Here is a 17,802-nt window from a genome sequence, read left to right as displayed (position 1 = left end):
GCTTTGTGCAGTTAGTAATGCATGGATCGTGCAGTTACTACTGCAGACATCGTGTAGTTAGTACTACAGACCTCGTGTAGTTACTACTACAGACACTGTGTACCTATAACTACACGGACTGTGTAGTTAGTACTACCGGTAGTCGGTAGTACTGTGGTTATTAGATAACCTGGAGAGCAAGGTCAAATACACCAGCTCTTAGCTGTACTGTGGATCTGAATACTGTGCGAACTTCCAGGGAATATTCACCAGCAGCCAATCCAGCTGGTATCATAAAGATCAGATTGCTCGGTTTGTTTCTAATGTACACCTCAGCTCGGGTTTCGGTACCATCGGCTGCTATCAGGAATACGCCCTGATTGCTGTCGGCGGGATCGATTTTCAATCGACTACCTCTCAGGTCACCTACGCCTCCGGGTGTCAGGGTCTCATTGAGTGTGTCAGTGGCTACATCCTTGCATGTAACGATGTTAGGCTTGGGTTTGCTGGCATCTACTTTTTCTACTTTGATATTAGGGGCGATCTCACCGATCCGAATACCAGGTGTTACATTAAGCTTGAGTAGGTGTTCGCCAGGGGTGAAGTTGTCCGACTCAGAATTGAACACTCCCTGAATCGAAGGAGATATCTTAAATAGCGGTGTGTTGATGCTATAGCCATCTTCTAATTCTTCCTGAACAGCCGCCTCGAACTCTTCTAGCACTGATAGTGCTTCCGCTTTAGTGACTGTACTGCCACGGCCTATCATCCTGTTGATGACATCCTCTCTGGTTCTGGATTCCTGATCTTGTACTACCGCCATCTTGTCGTTAGGGTCGCTAGTAAGGTGATTGTCGAATAGGGCATATTTAATTGCCATAAGTCTAAAAATTTAAAAGGTTAATAAAAAAGTTGTAACTCGAAATCCTGCTGCTTGTTATCGATGTTTCAACTTCTTCATCGTGAAGGCACAAGAGAATCAAATGTTCGAATAGAACAAGGGTGCCTTGGATTGAAATAAAAATTGAGTGTTTGAATTAATAGTAGGAATGGGGGATGATTGGTGTTTCATAAGCTGGTTTGTTTGGTTAGTGAATTTTAAATATAAGTACAAGTGTTGTTAAAATCAATACACTCGTCAATATTTTTTTAACCCAACACCCCAAAGGCCTTTAGACTGAGCAATACCAGCAGCAATAGAAATAATGCAGCGATGCTGTTTTGTATGGCTCCATTGCGATGATGGCCGAGGAGCCGGTGACTACTGGACAGCCAGAGGATCAGCGCTGCTGCGATGGGCAGCAGTAGGCCATTGGCTACCTGCGCAAAGCGAATGATCTCAATCGGTTGAAAGCCCAGAGAAGAGAAAATAACGCCCAAGAGGAGTATACTCATCCATGTCGCACGAAAAGGCCAAGACTGGGGGGACGCCTCTCTTTGAGTCAGGCCTGCCACCACATAGGCAGCAGCCAATGGCGCAGTGATGGCAGAGGTGATACCCGCCGCAAAGAGCCCGATAGCGATTAAGTATTTGGCCCCAGTGCCAAAGACGGGTTCAAGTCCTCCTGCAAGTGATAATGCATCTGTGATGTTTTGTCCCTCCAGAGAGGCCGAGCTGATCACGATGGCCATGGAGATCAATCCTCCGATGGCTATGGATAGCAGGGTGTTTTTTCGAGCCTGGGGGAGCTGAGCAGTTCCCGGCCATTTTGTCCTGGCTAGAGAGGCATGTAGAAAAAGGTTGTAAGGAACCAAGGTGGTACCAATGACACCAAGAATCAATAGCCAGCTGCCTTCAGGAAAGGAGGGGAGGAGAAGGCCCTGAAATAGGGCTGAAAGATCGGGCCGAGTCAGGATGGCGGTCAGTAAGAAGGCCAAACTCATCAATCCCACGAGCAGGGTTAGGCTTTTCTCCAATAGGGAGTAGTTGCCAGACCACAGGAGCCCGAAAGCGATGAGACCAATCAAGATCGGGCTGATCCGAAATCCTACATCCGGCAGCAAAACCTCCAGCCCGAGGGCACCTCCACTGATGTTGCCTGCTTCGTAGGCTCCATTGCCGATGACTACTGCAGAGAGCACTGTAGCGATGACCAGGATTTTCAGGATGGGGTTGGAAAGTTCTTTTTTGAGGAGGGAGGTCAGGTCCAGTCGCGTTACGATTCCCAGACGCGCAGACATGTCCTGAAAGAGAAAGGTCATGCCTGTAGATAGCAATACTGCCCAGAGCAATTGCAAGCCGTGAGTGGCACCTGCCAGCGTGCAAACCGTGACGGTACCAGGTCCAATGAAAGCAGCTGCGATCAACAAACCAGGCCCGTCAAAAGAAGAGGGCTTTTTGGGCATTCGTTTTTTTGTGAGGAAAGATAAGGGGGAGAGGGCAGAGTGGAAAGTTTGTATAGTTGAAAGTTTCTAAAGTTGAAAGTTTCTAAAGTGGAAAGTGAAAAGGGCTTTTGCTTGGGTAAGAGCGGAGTTGATAGTTGTTGGGTTATTGAGTTAATGGGGATGGTTCAATGTTTAAGGTTTAATGTTGGGTAAGAGGGGAGTTAAAAGTTATTAGGCTATTGAGTGATTAGGGTTAATGGAGCATGTTCAGATGAGCCTGTGGCGCTCGACTCCTGACTATCGACCATACAAGTCTTGTCTCTTGTCTCTTGAATCTTGGGTCTAAGATCTAGACTCTAGAATTTAAGATCTAGCATATAACGAAAAAAGCCTTTGCAAATCTAGGATTTACAAAGGCTTTTGAGTTTTCGAGAGCCCCCTGCCGGACTCGAACCAGCGACCGTCGCATTACAAGTGCGGTGCTCTACCAACTGAGCTAAGGAGGCAAGAAAATTTGCTGAAAACAGAAGCTTTTTTCTGTTTACCTGACCTGTATCGGTCAAATGCGAGTGCAAAAGTAAAGCAGATTTTTTCTCTTGCAAGTATCTCAAAGAAAAAATCTGCAATATTTTTTCTCGCTATTCAGCGTACTGAATCAGCTTCAATTCTTCTTTCAATTCTTCTAGTTGATTCTCAGCTTTTTGGATCTTTTCTTCGAAATCTTTTAGCATCTCATTGGCATTTTTTGAGTTGGCAAAAAATCCAATATTATTTTTCCAGGTAGAGATATCATTTTCCAGATTACTGATTTTTCTCTTCAGCGAATGTTCTTTTCTCTGAAGTTTTTGATCTCCGTGAGGGCCTGCTTTGATCTTGTGAATACTGATTAGCGATTTTAGCTCGTCCAGTTCTTCACTGTCAAAATGCTTGGCATTGTTGATCACTCCTCGCAGGGCAGTCTGGTATCTGTTTTGGATCGCTTTGATGGCTTTCTTGGGCACAAAACCGATCTCGTTGAAGGCATCCTGCAGCTCATATACAGCCTCAGGTTGAAAATCTTCTACTTCTGCCAGCGCTTCGAGTTTTTCACAAACTTCCTCTTTCTGCTTCAGGTTCACCTCATAGTCCGATTCTTTGGACTTGTTGTGCTCGCGTCTTCTTGTGAAGAACTCATCACAGGCAGCTTTGAACTTCTTATAGATGCTGTCGCGTTGTTTTTCTGGAACTGGCCCGATATTTTTCCATTCCTTCTGCAGGTCCTTTAGCTTGTTGGCAGTGCCTTCCCAATCGTCGCTTTTGGCAAGCTCTGCTGCTTTGGCTACCAACTCTTCTTTCACCTGCAGGTTTTCTTCTCTTTTAGAGTCCAAAGATTTGAAGAAAGCCGACTTGTTTTTGAAGAAGCCTTTGAAGGCACCCCAAAACATCTTGTTGATTTCCTTGGCATTTTCTTTTGGCATGCTGCCGATGGCATCCCATTGCTTTTGGATGGCTAGTAGTTCTTTGGTCTTTTCATTCCATTCGCCAATCTTGTCTGAATCGAAATCATTGTAAACCTGAATGCTTTCGGCTAGTGCCGTCTTTTTCTCCAGATTGTCTTTGAATTCTTCCTTGAGCTGGCCGTAGTATTCTTTTCGCTTTTGATAGATTTCGTCAGAAGCTGATTTGAATCTTTGCCAGGTTTCTTCCTGAACCTCTTTCGGTACGGGACCTATGTGTTTGTATTCCTCATGCAGCTCGTTGAGTCGCTTGATGGCTTCATTGAGATTGTCTGATTTGACCAGTTCTTCTGCCTGAACACAAAGCTCTTGCTTGGCTTCCAGGTTTTTCTTTTTGTCCAGCTCTTTGAGCTCGAAGTAGATACTGCGGTGATCATAGTATCGATCGAGTAGGGCATTGTAGTTGGCCCAGAGTGTTTTGTTGTGCTGCGGATGAACGGGCCCGATGGCTTTCCATTCTTCCTGCATGGCTCTGAGCTCGTTGATGCTGGCGGTATTTTCATCATTGTCGACAAACTCTCTTAGTTTTTCGAGTAGGTCGATTTTCAGTTTGAGATTGCGCTCCTTTTGTTTTTCTAGCTCTTTGGCATTGTGATAGCGTTTCTCTCTTAATATTTTGTGATAGGCGTAGAATTTCTCGCTGTCTTCGTCCAGATGATAATCGAAATCATCTTCCTCACCACCATCCTTGATGAATCTGGCCAAGGCATCGTCCTTTTCTTTTTCGAAGATGTTGTCAAATGAATCCTTGATAGCCGAGATGGTACGGCCTCTCTTGAAGCCTTCTTCGTCTTTGCTCAATTGAGCAATGTGCTCCAAAAGTTCAGACTTGGACATCTTAGAATAGTCTACCTCATCGTCATGCTGATCTGCGTGCAGTTCGTCGTGATCCTTGTGGTCGTCTTCGTCATCGCTGTCTTCTGTGTCGGCGGCCTCTGATTGTGGAGTCTCTGATTTTGGAGCCTCTGATTGAGGAGTTTCGGGTTCCTCGGCCTTTGGCTCAGGTGCTTCAGTTGCTGTGGTCTCCTCCGAAACGGGGTCTGCAGGTGCTTCTGTCACAGGAGCAGTCTCTGCCTCTGGAACTGGTTCTGGCTCTGCTACGACTTCCTTTTCGGGTTCGGGCGCAGGTGTAGCCTCAGCTTCAGGGGTGCTTTCCTGGTTGTTGTTTTCCTCGTTCAATTCAGCGTCTTGCTGAACGGCATCTGGCTTTAATACCTTTTCGGCATCATTGTCAGCTATTTCTTTTTTATCACTCATAGTTCTTATCTCTAATTGCAATTTAGCAAAAATTCAATTTTAGTTCATCCTTGGGTCGGTTGGGTATTTAGAGAACATCTCGAATTTGCCTCCCAGCTCACTCAGGGCAGTTTGCCAGAGCTGCGAAGGGTCTGTGTCAAATACTTGATTGGCCTTGGCGTTTTTGTAAACTATCCAGGATTTGGCCTCCAGTTCTTCGTCGAGCTGACCCACATCCCAGCCGGAATATCCTACAAAAAAGCGAAAGTCATTGACAGGCATTAACCCTAATTGGATTTTTTGTAACACGCGATCGAAATTGCCTCCCCAAAACAAGCCACCACCTATGTCTTGACCTCCGACCTCCGGATCGTCACAGCGATGAATGAAATGCAAGGTATCCTGCTGTACCGGCCCTCCTATGTATAGGTTTTCCGGGTATTCGCTGACCTCTTTGATCACATCGTCAAACTGAAGATTGGCCAGTTTGTTGAGAATGAAACCAAATGAACCTTCCTGTCCATGGGCACAAAGTAGTACCACTGTTCTTTCGAAGTTGGGGTCAGGCAAGTAGGGTTCGGAGATCAAAAAATCTCCTTTAGCCGGTGTGAAGGTTTGTTTCGAGTGAAAATAATCCATATTAATGCAATGCTGGGGTTAAAGGCATGTCTGACATAATCTTCCCTTCAATTTCATTAATTTCTCCTAGACGATCAAATACCTCGTCCTCTTTAAAGTAATTCAGTGCCATTTTTACGAAAACCTCGCCGTGTTTGGCCTCAGAAGCCCATAGATCCTGGTAGAATTCTTTCAGTTCTCCCGGTTCCAGATTTTCATATACCAATTTGAACCTTTCGGCCCCACGGTTTTCTACCACGGAGGCGAGTAGCAGCCTGTCCATGAATCTTTCTTCTCGTCCGCTTCGGCAGGACTGGATCAGTTTCTTCATGTATAGGTCTTCACGGATTTCGTGTTGCAGTTGGACGCCTCTTTTTTGCATGATCTCATAGACAGATCTGAAATGCTCCAACTCTTCCACGCCCGTATCGATCAACTCAGGGATGATTTCCAGTCTATCAGGAAACTTGGCTACAAAACTCATGGCCATAGAAGAAGCCTTTCGTTCGCAATCGGCATGATCCTGAAGGAACTCGTCGAAATTGTCCATCACTACTTTGATCCATTCTGGTGAACTTTCTGCTACTAAAGGGAGACGTAATTGCATTTTTTGAAATGTTTGTATTGTCAGATATATGGCAAACATATTGCCGCCAATTTCGGTACATAGTTAATGATTTAATTCATATTTGCGCAACACTTGAATTGGAAAGAATGAGTAAAGGAAACGTTCAGGGAATAAGGAAAGATTACGGAATAGACGAATTGAGTAAGGACAGTGTGTTAGACAATCCGGTCGATCAATTCGAGCTTTGGTTCAAAGATGCCATGAAGACAGAAGGCAGTGAAGTGAATGCCTGCACCTTGTCTACCTTAGACGAAAATCAATTTCCGGAGGGTAGAATCGTGCTGCTCAAATTCTTTGCTGAGGATGGATTTACCTTTTATACCAATTACGAAAGCAAGAAAGCCCAACAGCTAGAAAAGCACCCTTTGGCTTCCATGACTTTCTACTGGCGAACCAGAGAGAGACAGGTTCGGGTCAAAGGAAGAGTAGAAAAGGTGCCTGCAGAAATATCCGATGCTTACTATAGCGAGCGACCAGAAGGTAGCCGCCTGGGTGCCTGGGCATCTCCTCAAAGTCAGGAGATTCCTGATCGTCAGTTTTTGCGCGACAGGGTAGAAGAAGTCAAGAAGAAATTTGAGGGAAAGGAATTGTATCGACCTGAATTTTGGGGTGGTTATATTCTGATTCCTTCAGAGGTAGAGTTTTGGCAAGGCAGGCCCAGCCGACTGCATGACCGTATTGTCTTTACCCTTGAAGGAGACAAGTGGGTAACCAAAAGACTCGCACCTTGATATTAGTTAATAGCTTATACCATTCGAGGTAGAAAGTTCAATTTGTTGGTTTAGTCGTTGTTTATTAATAATCTACAATCTCGGTTTCGAAATCAGGTTAGCCATATTTTCCTATGATGTATTTCAGTTAAATAGAATTAGAATTGAATCTACCTGTATATCTAAAGCGCTACGCATACCCCAAAAGATACCTTACCGTAGATTGGAAGGAAGAAAATCCTGATCTGATCGTCGTATTGCCTGCTCATCACGAACCGGATTTAATCGTGGCATTGGAGTCTTTGGAGGCCTGCGCAGTTCCTGTGGGCTATCGAGTTTCTGTCATTACGGTAATCAATGCCTCTGCCCAATCATCGGAAGAGATCAAATCCTTTAATGAAGCTTCCTACACGCAAGCTTTGAAATGGTCGGAAGGAAAGCGGCTGAACTATCATTTTATTTTGGAGAACGAGTTGCCACCGAAACATGCCGGGGTAGGTCTGGCCAGGAAAATTGGTATGGATGAAGCGGCCAGAGCCTTCGTGGAGTTGGATAGGGATGGCGTGATCTTGTGCTACGATGCGGATAGCACCTGCTCGACCCATCTGATTCAGGAATGCATTCAGCTCTTCGAATCGGATAAGAATATTCCAGGTTGTTCTATTTATTACGAGCATCCATTGGAAGGTGAGCTACCGGCGGATCAGTATATAGGAATAGTCGGATACGAACTGCACCTGCGCTACTATATAGATGCACTGAAATGGGCGGGTTTTCCATATGCATTTCAGACGATAGGCTCCAGTATGGCCGTTCGAACTTCGGCGTACATGAAGCAAGGTGGAATGAATCGCCGCAAAGCAGGAGAGGACTTTTATTTCCTGCACCGCATCATTCCTTTGGGGAACTTCCGTGATTTAAATACAGCCTGCATTTATCCATCTGCCAGAGTTTCTGATCGAGTGCCTTTTGGGACAGGAAAAGCCATAGGAGATTGGATGGGGAGTAGTAGTGAGGTATACCCTAGCTATGATCCTCGCGTCTTTGAGGATTTGAAAGTCTTTATGGATGCCGTTGATGGAATGTACCAGTCAGATCAGTTGGCGGATATATATGCGCAACTGCCCGAGAGCTTTCAGCACTTTCTGCCACAGGATGAATTCTTAGACATACTCTATGAGATTAATAGTCAATCTACCAATCTTCAGACCTTTCAAAAACGATTTTACCAATGGTTCGATGGCTTCAAGGTGCTAAAGTATGTACACCATGCCCGTGATCATTTCTACCCGAATGTTTCCGTAGGGGAGGCTTGCGATTGGCTTTTGGGTAAGATAGGGCTGGAGCCAGCACGCTCAGATCGAGAAAAACTGATTCAATTGAGGAAGTGGGATAGAGGCTTTTAGGGAGTTGAAAGTGGAAAGTTTGTAAAGTTGAAAGTTGGTGATTATTGGCTGTTAGCCATTGGCTATTTGCGCTTGGCTGCTGACTTCCAATTCCTGACTCCCATCTCCCGACTTCTGACAATGATCTCAAATCTTGAATCTCAAATCTTGAATCTAATTTACTCCTCTCTCATTTCCATTCCTAATTCACCCATGAGGTACTGATTGTACTGCTCGCAAGTGAGCTGGCCGGACAATCCGGAGTAGGGGCAGGTCTGGTAGACTGCACCGAACTTTCCATTTTTGATCATCACACCACTGCCATGACAGATGGGGCAAAGAACCACATCTTTTGGGCAGTCATAATAGCCATCGGTAGTTAGTTTGTGCTCCGTTTCTATGATTTGCTGTTCTTTGATTTTCTTAAACGCGTCATTGGCTCGATCGAGATAGAGTTTCGCATCATCATAGTATTGGCCGGAGGTGCCTTTTAGCTCCACATACTTGGTTAGCCAGTTGATGGCCTGCTTGTATTTCTGTAGATGAAAGGAGTTTCTTCCAAAATAGTAAGCCATTTCGCTAGGGAGCTTGCTGAGCTGACTGAGAGCCTGTCGAAATAATTCGTCTGCTTCTTCGTAGTTGCCATCGTACATGGCTCTCGCTCCTTTATCCATGTTGGCCAGGCCGTCCCGGGTTACGATCGTTCCCTGTGTCTGCGCGGATGCCACTATAGACAGCAGGACGAAGGATATGCTTAAAAATGCTTTTCTTATCACTATATATGTCAATGATTTATTCAATCAGAAGGTTGCAAATAAAGGGATTGCTACGATAAAAGCTGAAATAATTGCAAAAATTCATAGTCTTTAATTAGAATATTGAAAATGTGTAAATATTTTCATGGATTTGCTTTGAATTTATTTAATCAATTTTCACCTTTGAAGCTCGAAAGAATACAAAAAGATGAAGAAAAGCGCATTCTGGAACTACTATTATTTTTATTTCTATGCAAAAGCATCAGGGGTGAAAGGCTAGTTCTTTTTTGCAAACAGAAAATATAAAAACCCCGACAATCTCGGGGTTTTTTTTTGATATAAACGTGAATAAATGGAAGTAGGGATTCAGGGTGTTTTGGGGTCGTTTCATGATCAGGCAGCTAGTAAATACTTTAAGGGTAAGGAGCTAGATATTAAGGCCTTTCATGATTTTAGATCACTGGCCAAAGCGATTGCCGAAAAACAATTGGATTATGGAGTGATGGCCATTGAAAATACCATTGCTGGAAGTATTCTTCCGAATTATTCTCTGATGAATGAGTTTGATCTCAAGGTCACTGGAGAGGTTTATATCAGAATAGAAATGAATCTGATAGGGCATGCAGGTAAGAAAGCAGAAGATCTAAATCAAGTGTTTTCGCATCCTATGGCGCTATTGCAGTGTGCGGATTTTTTGTCACAATATCCTAACATGAAGCTGACCGAATATGACGACACAGCGGATAGTGTAAGGATGATCAAAGAAGCCGGACTGACACAAGCAGGAGCCATAGCCAGTAAAAAGGCAGCAGAACTATTCGAAATGGATATTCTAGACGAGAATATCGAGACAAACAAGCTGAATTACACGCGATTCCTGATCATGAAGAGCAGGATGAATGGTCACAACAGCAAGCCCAAAAAAGCTTCGCTGAGGATAATGACCAAGCACGATCCAGGGCGTTTGTCAGATGTGTTGGTGGTGTTCAAAGAGCATAAAATCAACTTGACTAAGATACAGTCTATGCCTGTTTTGGGTCAGCCCTACAGGTATGCATTCAATATAGATGTGGTTTGGGAGGATTATTCCGCTTACCAGGCCGCAATGAAAGCAATAGAAAAAAGTACGGAATCAATAATCGTACATGGTGAATATGATAAAGGAGTAATGCCTGATTATGATAAAGGTAGCAGATAGAATAGCCGAAGTAAAAGAATACTATTTCTCCAAGAAGCTGGATGAAATTAGAGGGATGGTTGCAGATGGAAAGGATGTGATCAATCTGGGGATTGGTAGCCCGGACCTGCCTCCTGCCGATGAAGTGGCAGAAGAGCTGATTAGAAGCGCAAGTGATGCAACTAATCATGCCTATCAGTCCTATCGCTCGATTCCTGAATTGAGAGCAGCGATTGCGGATTTCTATCATACCCATTATCAGGTAGATTTAGATCCTGCCTCAGAGATTTTACCACTCCTTGGTTCTAAGGAGGGAGTCATGTATATCTCCATGGCATTTTTGAATCCGGGCGATACCGTATTGATCCCTAATCCTGGCTACCCTGCATACAAAACAGCGGCTGAAATGATGGGGGCGAAGGTGGTTTTTTACGACCTGAAAGAAGAAAATGGCTGGGTGCCGAGATTTGATCATATAGATGGTCAGGTCGTGAAGGATGCCAAGTTGATGTGGGTGAACTACCCCAATATGCCGACAGGTAAAAAAGCCAATCAGGAAATCTTGGAGAGTCTGGTTGAATTTGCAAACGAAAACGAGGTGTTGGTAATCAATGATAACCCATACAGCTTTATTCTGAATGACAATCCATTGAGTTTGCTGTCTGTAGAAGGTAGCAAGGAGAGTTGCCTGGAACTGAACTCCATGAGTAAGGCCTTTAATATGGCTGGCTGGAGAGTAGGGATGGTCAGTGGCCGTAGGGAGTACATCGATGCGATCCTGAGGGTGAAGTCCAACGTGGATTCTGGAATGTTCCGACCTGTACAGGACGCAGCAGTGAAAGCATTGAAATTGCCTAAGGATTGGTTTGATACCATCAATAAGGAATACCAGGAGAGAAGGCTGTTAGCAGAGAGACTTCTGGATACTCTGGGATGTAGCCATGACGAGGAGCAATCAGGTATGTTTCTATGGGCAAAAATCCCAGCTGGCAGAGGGAGTGAGGAGTTTGTCGATGAGATATTGCAAGACAAGCATGTGTTTATCACACCAGGAACTGTTTTTGGTTCCAACGGAGAAGGTTATATTCGTATATCCCTGTGTTCTACTCAGGAGGTATTGACAAAAGCATTAGGCAGATTAGAAGCAGTAAAAGCATGATCGTATCAATCATAGGTTTGGGTCTGATCGGAGGATCAGTAGGAAAGCGACTCAAAGAAGTAGGGTTTGCTGACCAGATACTTGGGGTAGACCTAAGTGACGAAAACTGCCAGAAGGCGGTAGAGCTTGGGCTGGTAGACGAGACAGTTGTGTTTCAGCAGGCTATCAAATTGGCTGACCTCATTATTTTGGCCATCCCAGTGGATGGAATGACCAAATTGCTTCCTGCTTTGCTCGATCAGATCGATGACAGGACTACCGTAATGGATTTGGGATCTACTAAGGAACAAATCTGTGAGGTGGTTCAGGGACACAGCAATCGCAAGAGTTTTGTGGCGGCTCACCCGATCGCAGGTACAGAAAATTCCGGTCCAGAAGCTGCCTTTTCGAGCCTGTTTGATGGTAAGACAGGGATCATTTGTGATGCAGAAGAGTCACAGGTTACTTCTTACGAATTAGCTAAGTCTTGTCTGGAAAGTTTGGGGATGCACATCATTGAGATGGATAGTAAGTCTCGATGATTTGCACATCGCATATGTGTCGCACATATCTCATATCAGTTCTTTTATATTGGGACAGACGGTATTGGAGATTGAAAAAGACGAGGTGAATATCTTTAACCTGGCGGGTAGTGGTTTCGCCTCAACGGTTCGTCTGGCGAAAAGTTCACCTCAGATGTGGGCGCCTATTTTTAAGCAGAATAAAAAGCACATCAGCAATGCGCTGGGTGCATATATAGATAATCTGACAGCTTTCAAGGCTTTGTTGGATCAGGGAGAAGAGGATGCCATGATAGGATGCATGGATAATGCCAATGAAATCCGTAGGGTTTTAGAAGGAATCGACAGTAAAAAGAAAAAAGACAGTCATATAAAGGAAGAAGTAGTTTAACTCATATTATTAAAGACATGAAAGTTAATTTGACATTATCGCCGATGGAAAACTGGATTGAAGGGCTTAACGCACCTTTGATCATTGGTGGACCATGTAGTGCAGAAAGTGAAGAGCAAGTATTAGAGACGGCTCGTCAAATCAAAGAGCACACCAACATCAAAGTGTTGCGTGCTGGGATTTGGAAGCCAAGAACCAGACCAGGTGCCTTCGAAGGTATCGGAGTAGTCGGTTTGAAATGGTTGGAAAAAGCAAAAGCTGAAACAGGTCTGTTGACAGCTGTAGAGGTGGCCAACGCGGAACACGTAGAGTTGGCGTTGAGGTTCAATGTAGATATCCTTTGGGTGGGAGCTAGAACTACAGTGAATCCATTCTCAGTGCAGGAAGTGGCTGACGCATTGAAAGGTCATGATGTACCTGTATTGGTGAAAAACCCAATCAACCCAGATCTACAATTGTGGATTGGTGCGTTGGAAAGAATCAATCAAGCTGGTATCACCAAGCTGGGTGGTATTCACCGTGGATTCTCTGCTAAGAGTGGATCACAATACCGCAATGATCCAACTTGGGAGATTCCGATCGAGTTGAAAAGGATTATTCCTAATCTGCCAATCATCTGTGATCCTAGCCATATCGCTGGTAACAGAGCCTTGATTGAGCCAGTATCTCAAAAAGCATTTGACCTTCAGATGGAAGGGGTGATGATCGAATCACACATCGATCCTGACAATGCATTGAGTGATGCAAAACAGCAAATTACACCAAAAACATTAGGAGGTATTCTGGATCGTTTGATCATAAGAGAACCTAATTCTGCAGATGTTGATTTCGAAATCAGATTGAAAAACCTGAGAGAGAAAATTGATAAGATCGATAACGAATTGCTAGAAGTGATGGCTCAGAGAATGCAAGTAGCAGAGGAAATTGCTTTGCATAAGAAAGAGCACAATATCACGATCCTACAGGTAGGTAGATATGAAGAGATCATGGAAAATCGAGTGAATAAAGGAAAGAGCTTGTTGCTACAAGAGCAGTTTGTTCATGATCTTTATGAAATGATCCATAACAACTCTATCAAGAGACAAACAGCCATCATGAATGGCGAGGATTCAAAGACTGAAAAAGCCTGATTTATCAGACAATTGGTTTAGGCCTCGGTTTCCAGTGGAAGTCGAGGCTTTTTTATTTCAATAAATGAGGTATTTCTTTAGGATAGATTTGAATAAACGTAATATTCTACTAGATTTGCACCTCCAAAAATAATTGATAGCGGAAAATGGCTGTAACTAGACTAAAAAGAAAAGGAAGAAGAAATAAAGTTGTTGCTAAACAAAAGGTAGCAGATATACAAAGATTGAACAGCAAGCCAGTGATCAAGTCAGTGGATGTTGAAGCGATCAAGGAGGAGTTTAAGAAAGCAGCTTCTAAGCCTGCAGCTAAAAAAGCTGAGAAGGCAGAAGAGGTGAAAGCTGAAGCAGCTCCAGCTGTAGAAGAGAAGCCTAAGAAAGCGGCCGCTAAAAAACCTGCTGCAAAGAAAACAGCTGAGAAAGCTGAGGGCGCTGAAGAAAAGCCAGCAGCAAAAAAGAAAGCTGCTCCTAAGAAGGCAGCTGCTAAAAAGTCTGAAGACAAAGAAGAAAAATAATTAAGCATTCAGCTTAACACTCATAAGAAGCCTTGACATTTTTTGTCGAGGCTTTTTTATTTTAGGCCTCTCGAACACTAACCGACTAATTATATGCCCGAATCAGATTATTATTGGGATGTAATCGTAAGATCTAATGATTGCTCCAACCAAAAGAAAATCAAGTTTCCAGTTTTGTTGGACTACTTGCAGGAAGCCGCCTGGCACAATGCTACCCAGCTAGGGTTCTCAACCCTGGATCTAATGAAGAATGACATTACTTGGGTGATGAATCGTATGCAGGTGCATGTTCATCAACTTCCCTTACATAATTCAGCTCTTAAGATAGAGACCTGGCCAGCCTCTATGAACAAGTATTATACAAAAAGAGACTTTAAAGTGTATGTAGACGAGGAACTGATAGTCGAGTCTGCTTCCAACTGGCTGGTGATGGACATGGCAACCCGGCGATTGATTGCCATTCCTGATTATATCAAAGATGCTGGTTTTGTAGTAGATAGAGGCAATCTGTCAGAAATCGATGGGAAAGTGACCTACGATGAAACCATGACGGAGAGAGAGTCGGATATTCAGGTGAGCTGGTTTGATCTGGATATTAACGATCATGTGAACAATACCAAGATCTATCAATGGGTCCTTGAGGGATTGGGGTCAGATTTTTTGAATGCCAATGAAATCAGATACATTGATATTTTGTTCAAACATGAAATCAAAAAGGATGATGTCCTTAAGTCGATGTGCTATTGGCATGAAGAAACAGGACGATGGAAACATGCCCTGATGAATGCGAAAACCAAACAATTGCATGCGCTTGCAGAATCTGAATTTATAGAAATGTAATCGTTGGAAGCAAGTATCCCTTTTTGCTTTTAGCAGGATTCGGTGTATGTTTATACTGTAAAAACCGAACATTTAACTAGCATGAATAGAATCACCTTACTTACAATTTTAGCCATTATACTCACGGTACCTTGTTTTGCTCAAGAGTCATCTATCGTGAAAACAGTTGATAGTCTTACGCTGATTTGGGACCGGGAAGCTGTGATATTGGAAACCTATGATGGGATGAAAGAATATTGCACCAATGGTCAACACAGACGCAATACCATCAATCTGGTAAAAGTTATCCATCATTATGATTCCGTTCTTTATAAGACTGTTTCCAGAAAATATGATGAGAGTCAGGATGAGGAAGCGCATGCCACACTCAAGGATATAGAAAAATTAGAAAAGGATTATACCACCAAAAACTTCCTTGATTTTATCCATACGGAATGTTCAGAATTCAATGAAATAGAGAAGAATTATGGGCGCTCAAAAGGGAAGAAATACGATAAGGAGGTAGAGAAGATGGAAAAGGAATTGGTGAAATATGTAGGAGCGATCACGGGTCAAATAGATATCATTGACGAACATGTTCATCATTTAGAAGGACTTTAGTATTCATAGCCTAGATGCTCAATCAATTGACGAATTGTTTGTTGATTGTTGTCTGAATCAATGTTTCTCATAATAGATTGTTTTTCTCGGGCTGTTAAGTGCCAATTGAGTGAGGGGCGTTTGGCTTTGGTGCTGTCCTCATTGGATATCCCTCTCAATTCATTTTGGACCCTGAAGTCTTCATACATGTCATATTCAATCACGAAATGATTGACTGGGCCTTCATACCACTCTTTTAGGTAGGCCATTTTGTATTCATTGTTGACATCCTGAAAATTGGCCAGATTGTTATAGACGCTACTGATTGGGTTGGCAATTTTGTCAAATATCGTTTGATAGGCCTGTGGTTTGATCGCTTGTACTCTTTTGGTGTCACGGATGGATATGATGGTGATTCCTGAGGTGTTTTCTTCAAACCAATCTCTGAAGGCATAAATGAAGCGAATGGCATCTGTCAATCCAAAATTATCTGTGACACCTGCATCCATGACTTTGATGGTCGGATTGCTGGGTAGTGAGATGCTGGGTGTGATATAAGGGAACGAGGCGTTCATTCTTAGTGCAGAAGTGTATTTAATATCTTTTGCATCCTGATCTTCGAAGAATCGCATAAAGTCAATGGCATCTACTACCGCTTCTTGTACTCCAATAGCTGCGTGCGTCTCAGTATTCATATATGCCGTATGATGAGAGGAGATGTATAGCTTGCGCCCATCATTCATGATCGTGGGGCCAAAGAGTATGAGCGGGACTTTACCTTCGCTTTCCAGTTGACCATACTCAATGAGTTTTTTGTCCAGAGCGTAGTTAGTATTGATGTTCAGTTGCCTCTCAAATGCATAGCCTCTATCCTTGGAGTATTCGCGCCCTTCATAGTTAAAAGTTGGGTTTCGCAAGAAAAGATCATTGACAACCATATTGAAAATCATGGGGTTGAGGTTGTCTCTGGATATGTTGTTGTAATATTTTAGATCGTCTGGGCTATCAATTCTTTTCTGCTTTGCCTGATAGGCCAATTCTCTATAGTATGAGGCACCCACCATGCCTCCAGAGGCACCTGTCATTAGCACCGTTCGATCGGTTAAAGATTGGTTTAGTTTTTTGTCGATGGCCGATAGTGAGGAGAAGGCCCAAAGTGCCGATCTGGATCCACCGCCACTTACACATACAAATACCGCTTGGGGCAAGCTGTCACTCTGTTTTTGTTTCCACTTTTCTAAAATGGACAGCATGTGTCGTTTGTCATGAGCGATGATGCTGTCAGTATTCATGCGTTGCAATTCAGGAATGGAGTAGGTGGCTTTGCTGCCCTCATAATTCATCCCAAATGCCTCATGATAGTCAAGAATGACACCAGACACAAAGAAGATATCCATCAACAAATAGATCACAATTACCGCAGTGACAACCCATTCTTTGGCCCAATAAGCCAGCGCACCAACGGCCATGGTCAGAATGGAAAAAAGAATAAAGACAGTGGCAGCCGCAGGGATTTGGAAGGCTTGATGATCCACACCCAGACCCATCAGCAAAATGAGGGTCAGCAAAATGGCTACCAGAATCACAGAGTTCAAATGGTTTTGGTCAAATACTTTAGTAATGACTTTTTTGTCAGGGATGTGAAGGATTTCACTTGTTTTTTTGAAGCGTAAATTGAGGTCTAGAAAGGAGTAGACTTTACGTTTTTTCTTAAGTGCCAATCGGTCCAGAATGTTAATTCTACTTAGGCTGATAAGTTTGAGTTTGGTGTTTAGTTTTCTGGTGATAAAGGCGTAAATGTCCTTGTTTGTAAATTTGAAATATCCATATAGTATGGAAATAATTGCCACAAGACCTAATAGGAAGGCCAAAACGAAAAGGGAAATCTTCAGCTTGGAACTTTCTTCGTATTGGTGCTGGAATACGACGATTGAGCTGAGGTAGATCAATAAGATGGAAAACGGTATAATACTGTTGTTGATGGAAAACTTACTAAAGGGTTTCTGTAGCATACCAACAAATCTGTATTTACCTCCGTGTAGAATGTAGCCAGTGATATGAAAGGCAGTCACCATAGTGCCAAAAGAAACTCCCATGATGAAAAAGGACCAAAAATTGACCTGGTGCATATATTCGGGATCAAGAAACAGGTAGGGGATCCCCATGACTCTACCCGCTGAATTCGTTACAAAGAGAAGAGTCAAAATCCACGGTAAAAGCAGGAGCTGATGAGATTTGAAATATTGGACCAGCAGCTGGACAGGGAAGGAAAAAATGAATCGTTCGAAAATGCTATGCTGGATGGTTTTTTTGGCCATTATGAAGTAAGAAACTGTTGAATATGCATTACATTATAAGTTATTCATTGATATCCAATTTTTC

The 17,802-nt window shown here is 43.3% G+C and carries 17 protein-coding genes and 1 tRNA gene; 10 read left to right on the top strand and 8 right to left on the bottom strand.

Going from position 1 to position 17,802, the window contains the following annotated elements; genetic code table 11:
- Positions 1 to 160 precede the first annotated feature (160 nt).
- The 6 genes from N7U62_RS06805 to N7U62_RS06780 all read right to left on the bottom strand — a co-directional run bounded on the left by N7U62_RS06805 (position 161) and on the right by N7U62_RS06780 (position 6,261).
- Complete coding sequence (locus tag N7U62_RS06805; RefSeq protein WP_264137150.1) at positions 161 to 859, bottom strand: DNA-binding domain-containing protein; 699 nt, start codon at positions 857 to 859, stop codon at positions 161 to 163.
- 269 nt (positions 860 to 1,128) lie between these two features.
- Positions 1,129 to 2,325 carry an Nramp family divalent metal transporter gene (locus N7U62_RS06800; protein ID WP_264137149.1) on the bottom strand — a complete coding sequence of 399 codons (1,197 nt, stop codon included), beginning with the start codon at positions 2,323 to 2,325 and terminating at the stop codon, positions 1,129 to 1,131.
- A gap of 412 nt (positions 2,326 to 2,737) precedes the next feature.
- Positions 2,738 to 2,810 (bottom strand) — tRNA-Thr (locus tag N7U62_RS06795).
- Positions 2,811 to 2,942: 132 nt separating this feature from the next.
- Positions 2,943 to 5,057 (bottom strand): DUF349 domain-containing protein, encoded by a 2,115-nt coding sequence (locus tag N7U62_RS06790; RefSeq protein ID WP_264137147.1) that lies wholly within the window; start codon positions 5,055 to 5,057, stop codon positions 2,943 to 2,945.
- A 39-nt stretch (positions 5,058 to 5,096) separates the two neighbouring features.
- A complete protein-coding gene (locus tag N7U62_RS06785) occupies positions 5,097 to 5,675 on the bottom strand; it encodes a YqgE/AlgH family protein (protein ID WP_264137146.1) in 579 nt (192 codons plus the stop codon).
- A gap of 1 nt (position 5,676) precedes the next feature.
- Positions 5,677 to 6,261, bottom strand: coding sequence for a MiaE family protein (locus N7U62_RS06780; protein ID WP_264137145.1), 585 nt, complete (start codon positions 6,259 to 6,261; stop codon positions 5,677 to 5,679).
- A gap of 107 nt (positions 6,262 to 6,368) precedes the next feature.
- Between N7U62_RS06780 and pdxH the strand changes: the two genes are divergently transcribed.
- Together pdxH and N7U62_RS06770 are read left to right on the top strand one after the other, a co-directional pair.
- A complete protein-coding gene (pdxH, locus tag N7U62_RS06775) occupies positions 6,369 to 7,013 on the top strand; it encodes a pyridoxamine 5'-phosphate oxidase (RefSeq protein ID WP_264137144.1) in 645 nt (214 codons plus the stop codon).
- A gap of 143 nt (positions 7,014 to 7,156) precedes the next feature.
- The gene (locus tag N7U62_RS06770; protein ID WP_264137142.1) at positions 7,157 to 8,398 is read left to right on the top strand and encodes a glycosyltransferase family 2 protein; all 1,242 of its coding nucleotides are present in this window, start codon (positions 7,157 to 7,159) and stop codon (positions 8,396 to 8,398) included.
- Positions 8,399 to 8,556: 158 nt separating this feature from the next.
- On the opposite strand, the gene N7U62_RS06765 is transcribed toward N7U62_RS06770, so the two are convergent.
- Positions 8,557 to 9,153 (bottom strand): tetratricopeptide repeat protein, encoded by a 597-nt coding sequence (locus N7U62_RS06765; RefSeq protein WP_264137141.1) that lies wholly within the window; start codon positions 9,151 to 9,153, stop codon positions 8,557 to 8,559.
- Between the two features lie 331 nt (positions 9,154 to 9,484).
- Here N7U62_RS06765 and N7U62_RS06760 point away from each other — a divergent pair, with 331 nt between their 5' ends.
- The 8 genes from N7U62_RS06760 to N7U62_RS06730 all read left to right on the top strand — a co-directional run bounded on the left by N7U62_RS06760 (position 9,485) and on the right by N7U62_RS06730 (position 15,441).
- The gene (locus N7U62_RS06760; RefSeq protein WP_264137140.1) at positions 9,485 to 10,330 is read left to right on the top strand and encodes a prephenate dehydratase; all 846 of its coding nucleotides are present in this window, start codon (positions 9,485 to 9,487) and stop codon (positions 10,328 to 10,330) included.
- Complete coding sequence (locus N7U62_RS06755) at positions 10,311 to 11,468, top strand: pyridoxal phosphate-dependent aminotransferase (protein WP_264137139.1); 1,158 nt, start codon at positions 10,311 to 10,313, stop codon at positions 11,466 to 11,468. The genes N7U62_RS06760 and N7U62_RS06755 overlap by 20 nt, the downstream gene beginning before the upstream one ends.
- Positions 11,465 to 11,989: a prephenate dehydrogenase/arogenate dehydrogenase family protein gene (locus N7U62_RS23105; protein WP_318840649.1), complete on the top strand. Its 525-nt coding sequence runs from the start codon at positions 11,465 to 11,467 to the stop codon at positions 11,987 to 11,989. The genes N7U62_RS06755 and N7U62_RS23105 overlap by 4 nt, the downstream gene beginning before the upstream one ends.
- A complete protein-coding gene (locus tag N7U62_RS23100; RefSeq protein WP_318840648.1) occupies positions 11,964 to 12,359 on the top strand; it encodes a prephenate dehydrogenase dimerization domain-containing protein in 396 nt (131 codons plus the stop codon). The genes N7U62_RS23105 and N7U62_RS23100 overlap by 26 nt, the downstream gene beginning before the upstream one ends.
- 44 nt (positions 12,360 to 12,403) lie before the next feature.
- The gene (locus N7U62_RS06745) at positions 12,404 to 13,489 is read left to right on the top strand and encodes a chorismate mutase (protein WP_318840647.1); all 1,086 of its coding nucleotides are present in this window, start codon (positions 12,404 to 12,406) and stop codon (positions 13,487 to 13,489) included.
- Between the two features lie 146 nt (positions 13,490 to 13,635).
- Complete coding sequence (locus N7U62_RS06740) at positions 13,636 to 14,001, top strand: hypothetical protein (RefSeq protein ID WP_264140459.1); 366 nt, start codon at positions 13,636 to 13,638, stop codon at positions 13,999 to 14,001.
- Between the two features lie 93 nt (positions 14,002 to 14,094).
- Entirely contained in the window at positions 14,095 to 14,841 is a 747-nt protein-coding gene (locus N7U62_RS06735) for an acyl-[acyl-carrier-protein] thioesterase (protein WP_264137137.1), read from the top strand.
- Positions 14,842 to 14,922: 81 nt separating this feature from the next.
- Entirely contained in the window at positions 14,923 to 15,441 is a 519-nt protein-coding gene (locus N7U62_RS06730; protein WP_264137135.1) for a hypothetical protein, read from the top strand.
- Here N7U62_RS06730 and N7U62_RS06725 read toward each other — a convergent pair.
- On the bottom strand, positions 15,438 to 17,738 hold the full coding sequence (locus N7U62_RS06725) for a patatin-like phospholipase family protein (RefSeq protein ID WP_264137134.1): 2,301 nt from the start codon (positions 17,736 to 17,738) through the stop codon (positions 15,438 to 15,440). The genes N7U62_RS06730 and N7U62_RS06725 overlap by 4 nt on opposite strands.
- Positions 17,739 to 17,802 lie beyond the last annotated feature (64 nt).

Source organism: Reichenbachiella ulvae (assembly GCF_025833875.1).
Classification (GTDB): domain Bacteria; phylum Bacteroidota; class Bacteroidia; order Cytophagales; family Cyclobacteriaceae; genus Reichenbachiella; species Reichenbachiella ulvae.
Note: the sequence above shows the minus strand (reverse complement) of the source record. Positions and strands in the feature narration are given on the sequence as shown.

Excerpts from the sequence above, each read along its gene's own strand:
- N7U62_RS06760 (WP_264137140.1), top strand. The coding sequence starts at position 9,485 with ATGGAAGTAGGGATTCAGGGTGTTTTGGGGTCGTTTCATGATCAGGCA.
- N7U62_RS06785 (WP_264137146.1), bottom strand. The coding sequence starts at position 5,675 with ATGGATTATTTTCACTCGAAACAAACCTTCACACCGGCTAAAGGAGAT.
- N7U62_RS06725 (WP_264137134.1), bottom strand. The coding sequence starts at position 17,738 with ATGGCCAAAAAAACCATCCAGCATAGCATTTTCGAACGATTCATTTTT.
- N7U62_RS06735 (WP_264137137.1), top strand. The coding sequence starts at position 14,095 with ATGCCCGAATCAGATTATTATTGGGATGTAATCGTAAGATCTAATGAT.
- N7U62_RS06740 (WP_264140459.1), top strand. The coding sequence starts at position 13,636 with ATGGCTGTAACTAGACTAAAAAGAAAAGGAAGAAGAAATAAAGTTGTT.
- N7U62_RS23105 (WP_318840649.1), top strand. The coding sequence starts at position 11,465 with ATGATCGTATCAATCATAGGTTTGGGTCTGATCGGAGGATCAGTAGGA.
- N7U62_RS06730 (WP_264137135.1), top strand. The coding sequence starts at position 14,923 with ATGAATAGAATCACCTTACTTACAATTTTAGCCATTATACTCACGGTA.
- pdxH (WP_264137144.1), top strand. The coding sequence starts at position 6,369 with ATGAGTAAAGGAAACGTTCAGGGAATAAGGAAAGATTACGGAATAGAC.
- N7U62_RS06805 (WP_264137150.1), bottom strand. The coding sequence starts at position 859 with ATGGCAATTAAATATGCCCTATTCGACAATCACCTTACTAGCGACCCT.
- N7U62_RS06800 (WP_264137149.1), bottom strand. The coding sequence starts at position 2,325 with ATGCCCAAAAAGCCCTCTTCTTTTGACGGGCCTGGTTTGTTGATCGCA.
- N7U62_RS06780 (WP_264137145.1), bottom strand. The coding sequence starts at position 6,261 with ATGCAATTACGTCTCCCTTTAGTAGCAGAAAGTTCACCAGAATGGATC.
- N7U62_RS06745 (WP_318840647.1), top strand. The coding sequence starts at position 12,404 with ATGGAAAACTGGATTGAAGGGCTTAACGCACCTTTGATCATTGGTGGA.
- N7U62_RS06755 (WP_264137139.1), top strand. The coding sequence starts at position 10,311 with ATGATAAAGGTAGCAGATAGAATAGCCGAAGTAAAAGAATACTATTTC.
- N7U62_RS06790 (WP_264137147.1), bottom strand. The coding sequence starts at position 5,057 with ATGAGTGATAAAAAAGAAATAGCTGACAATGATGCCGAAAAGGTATTA.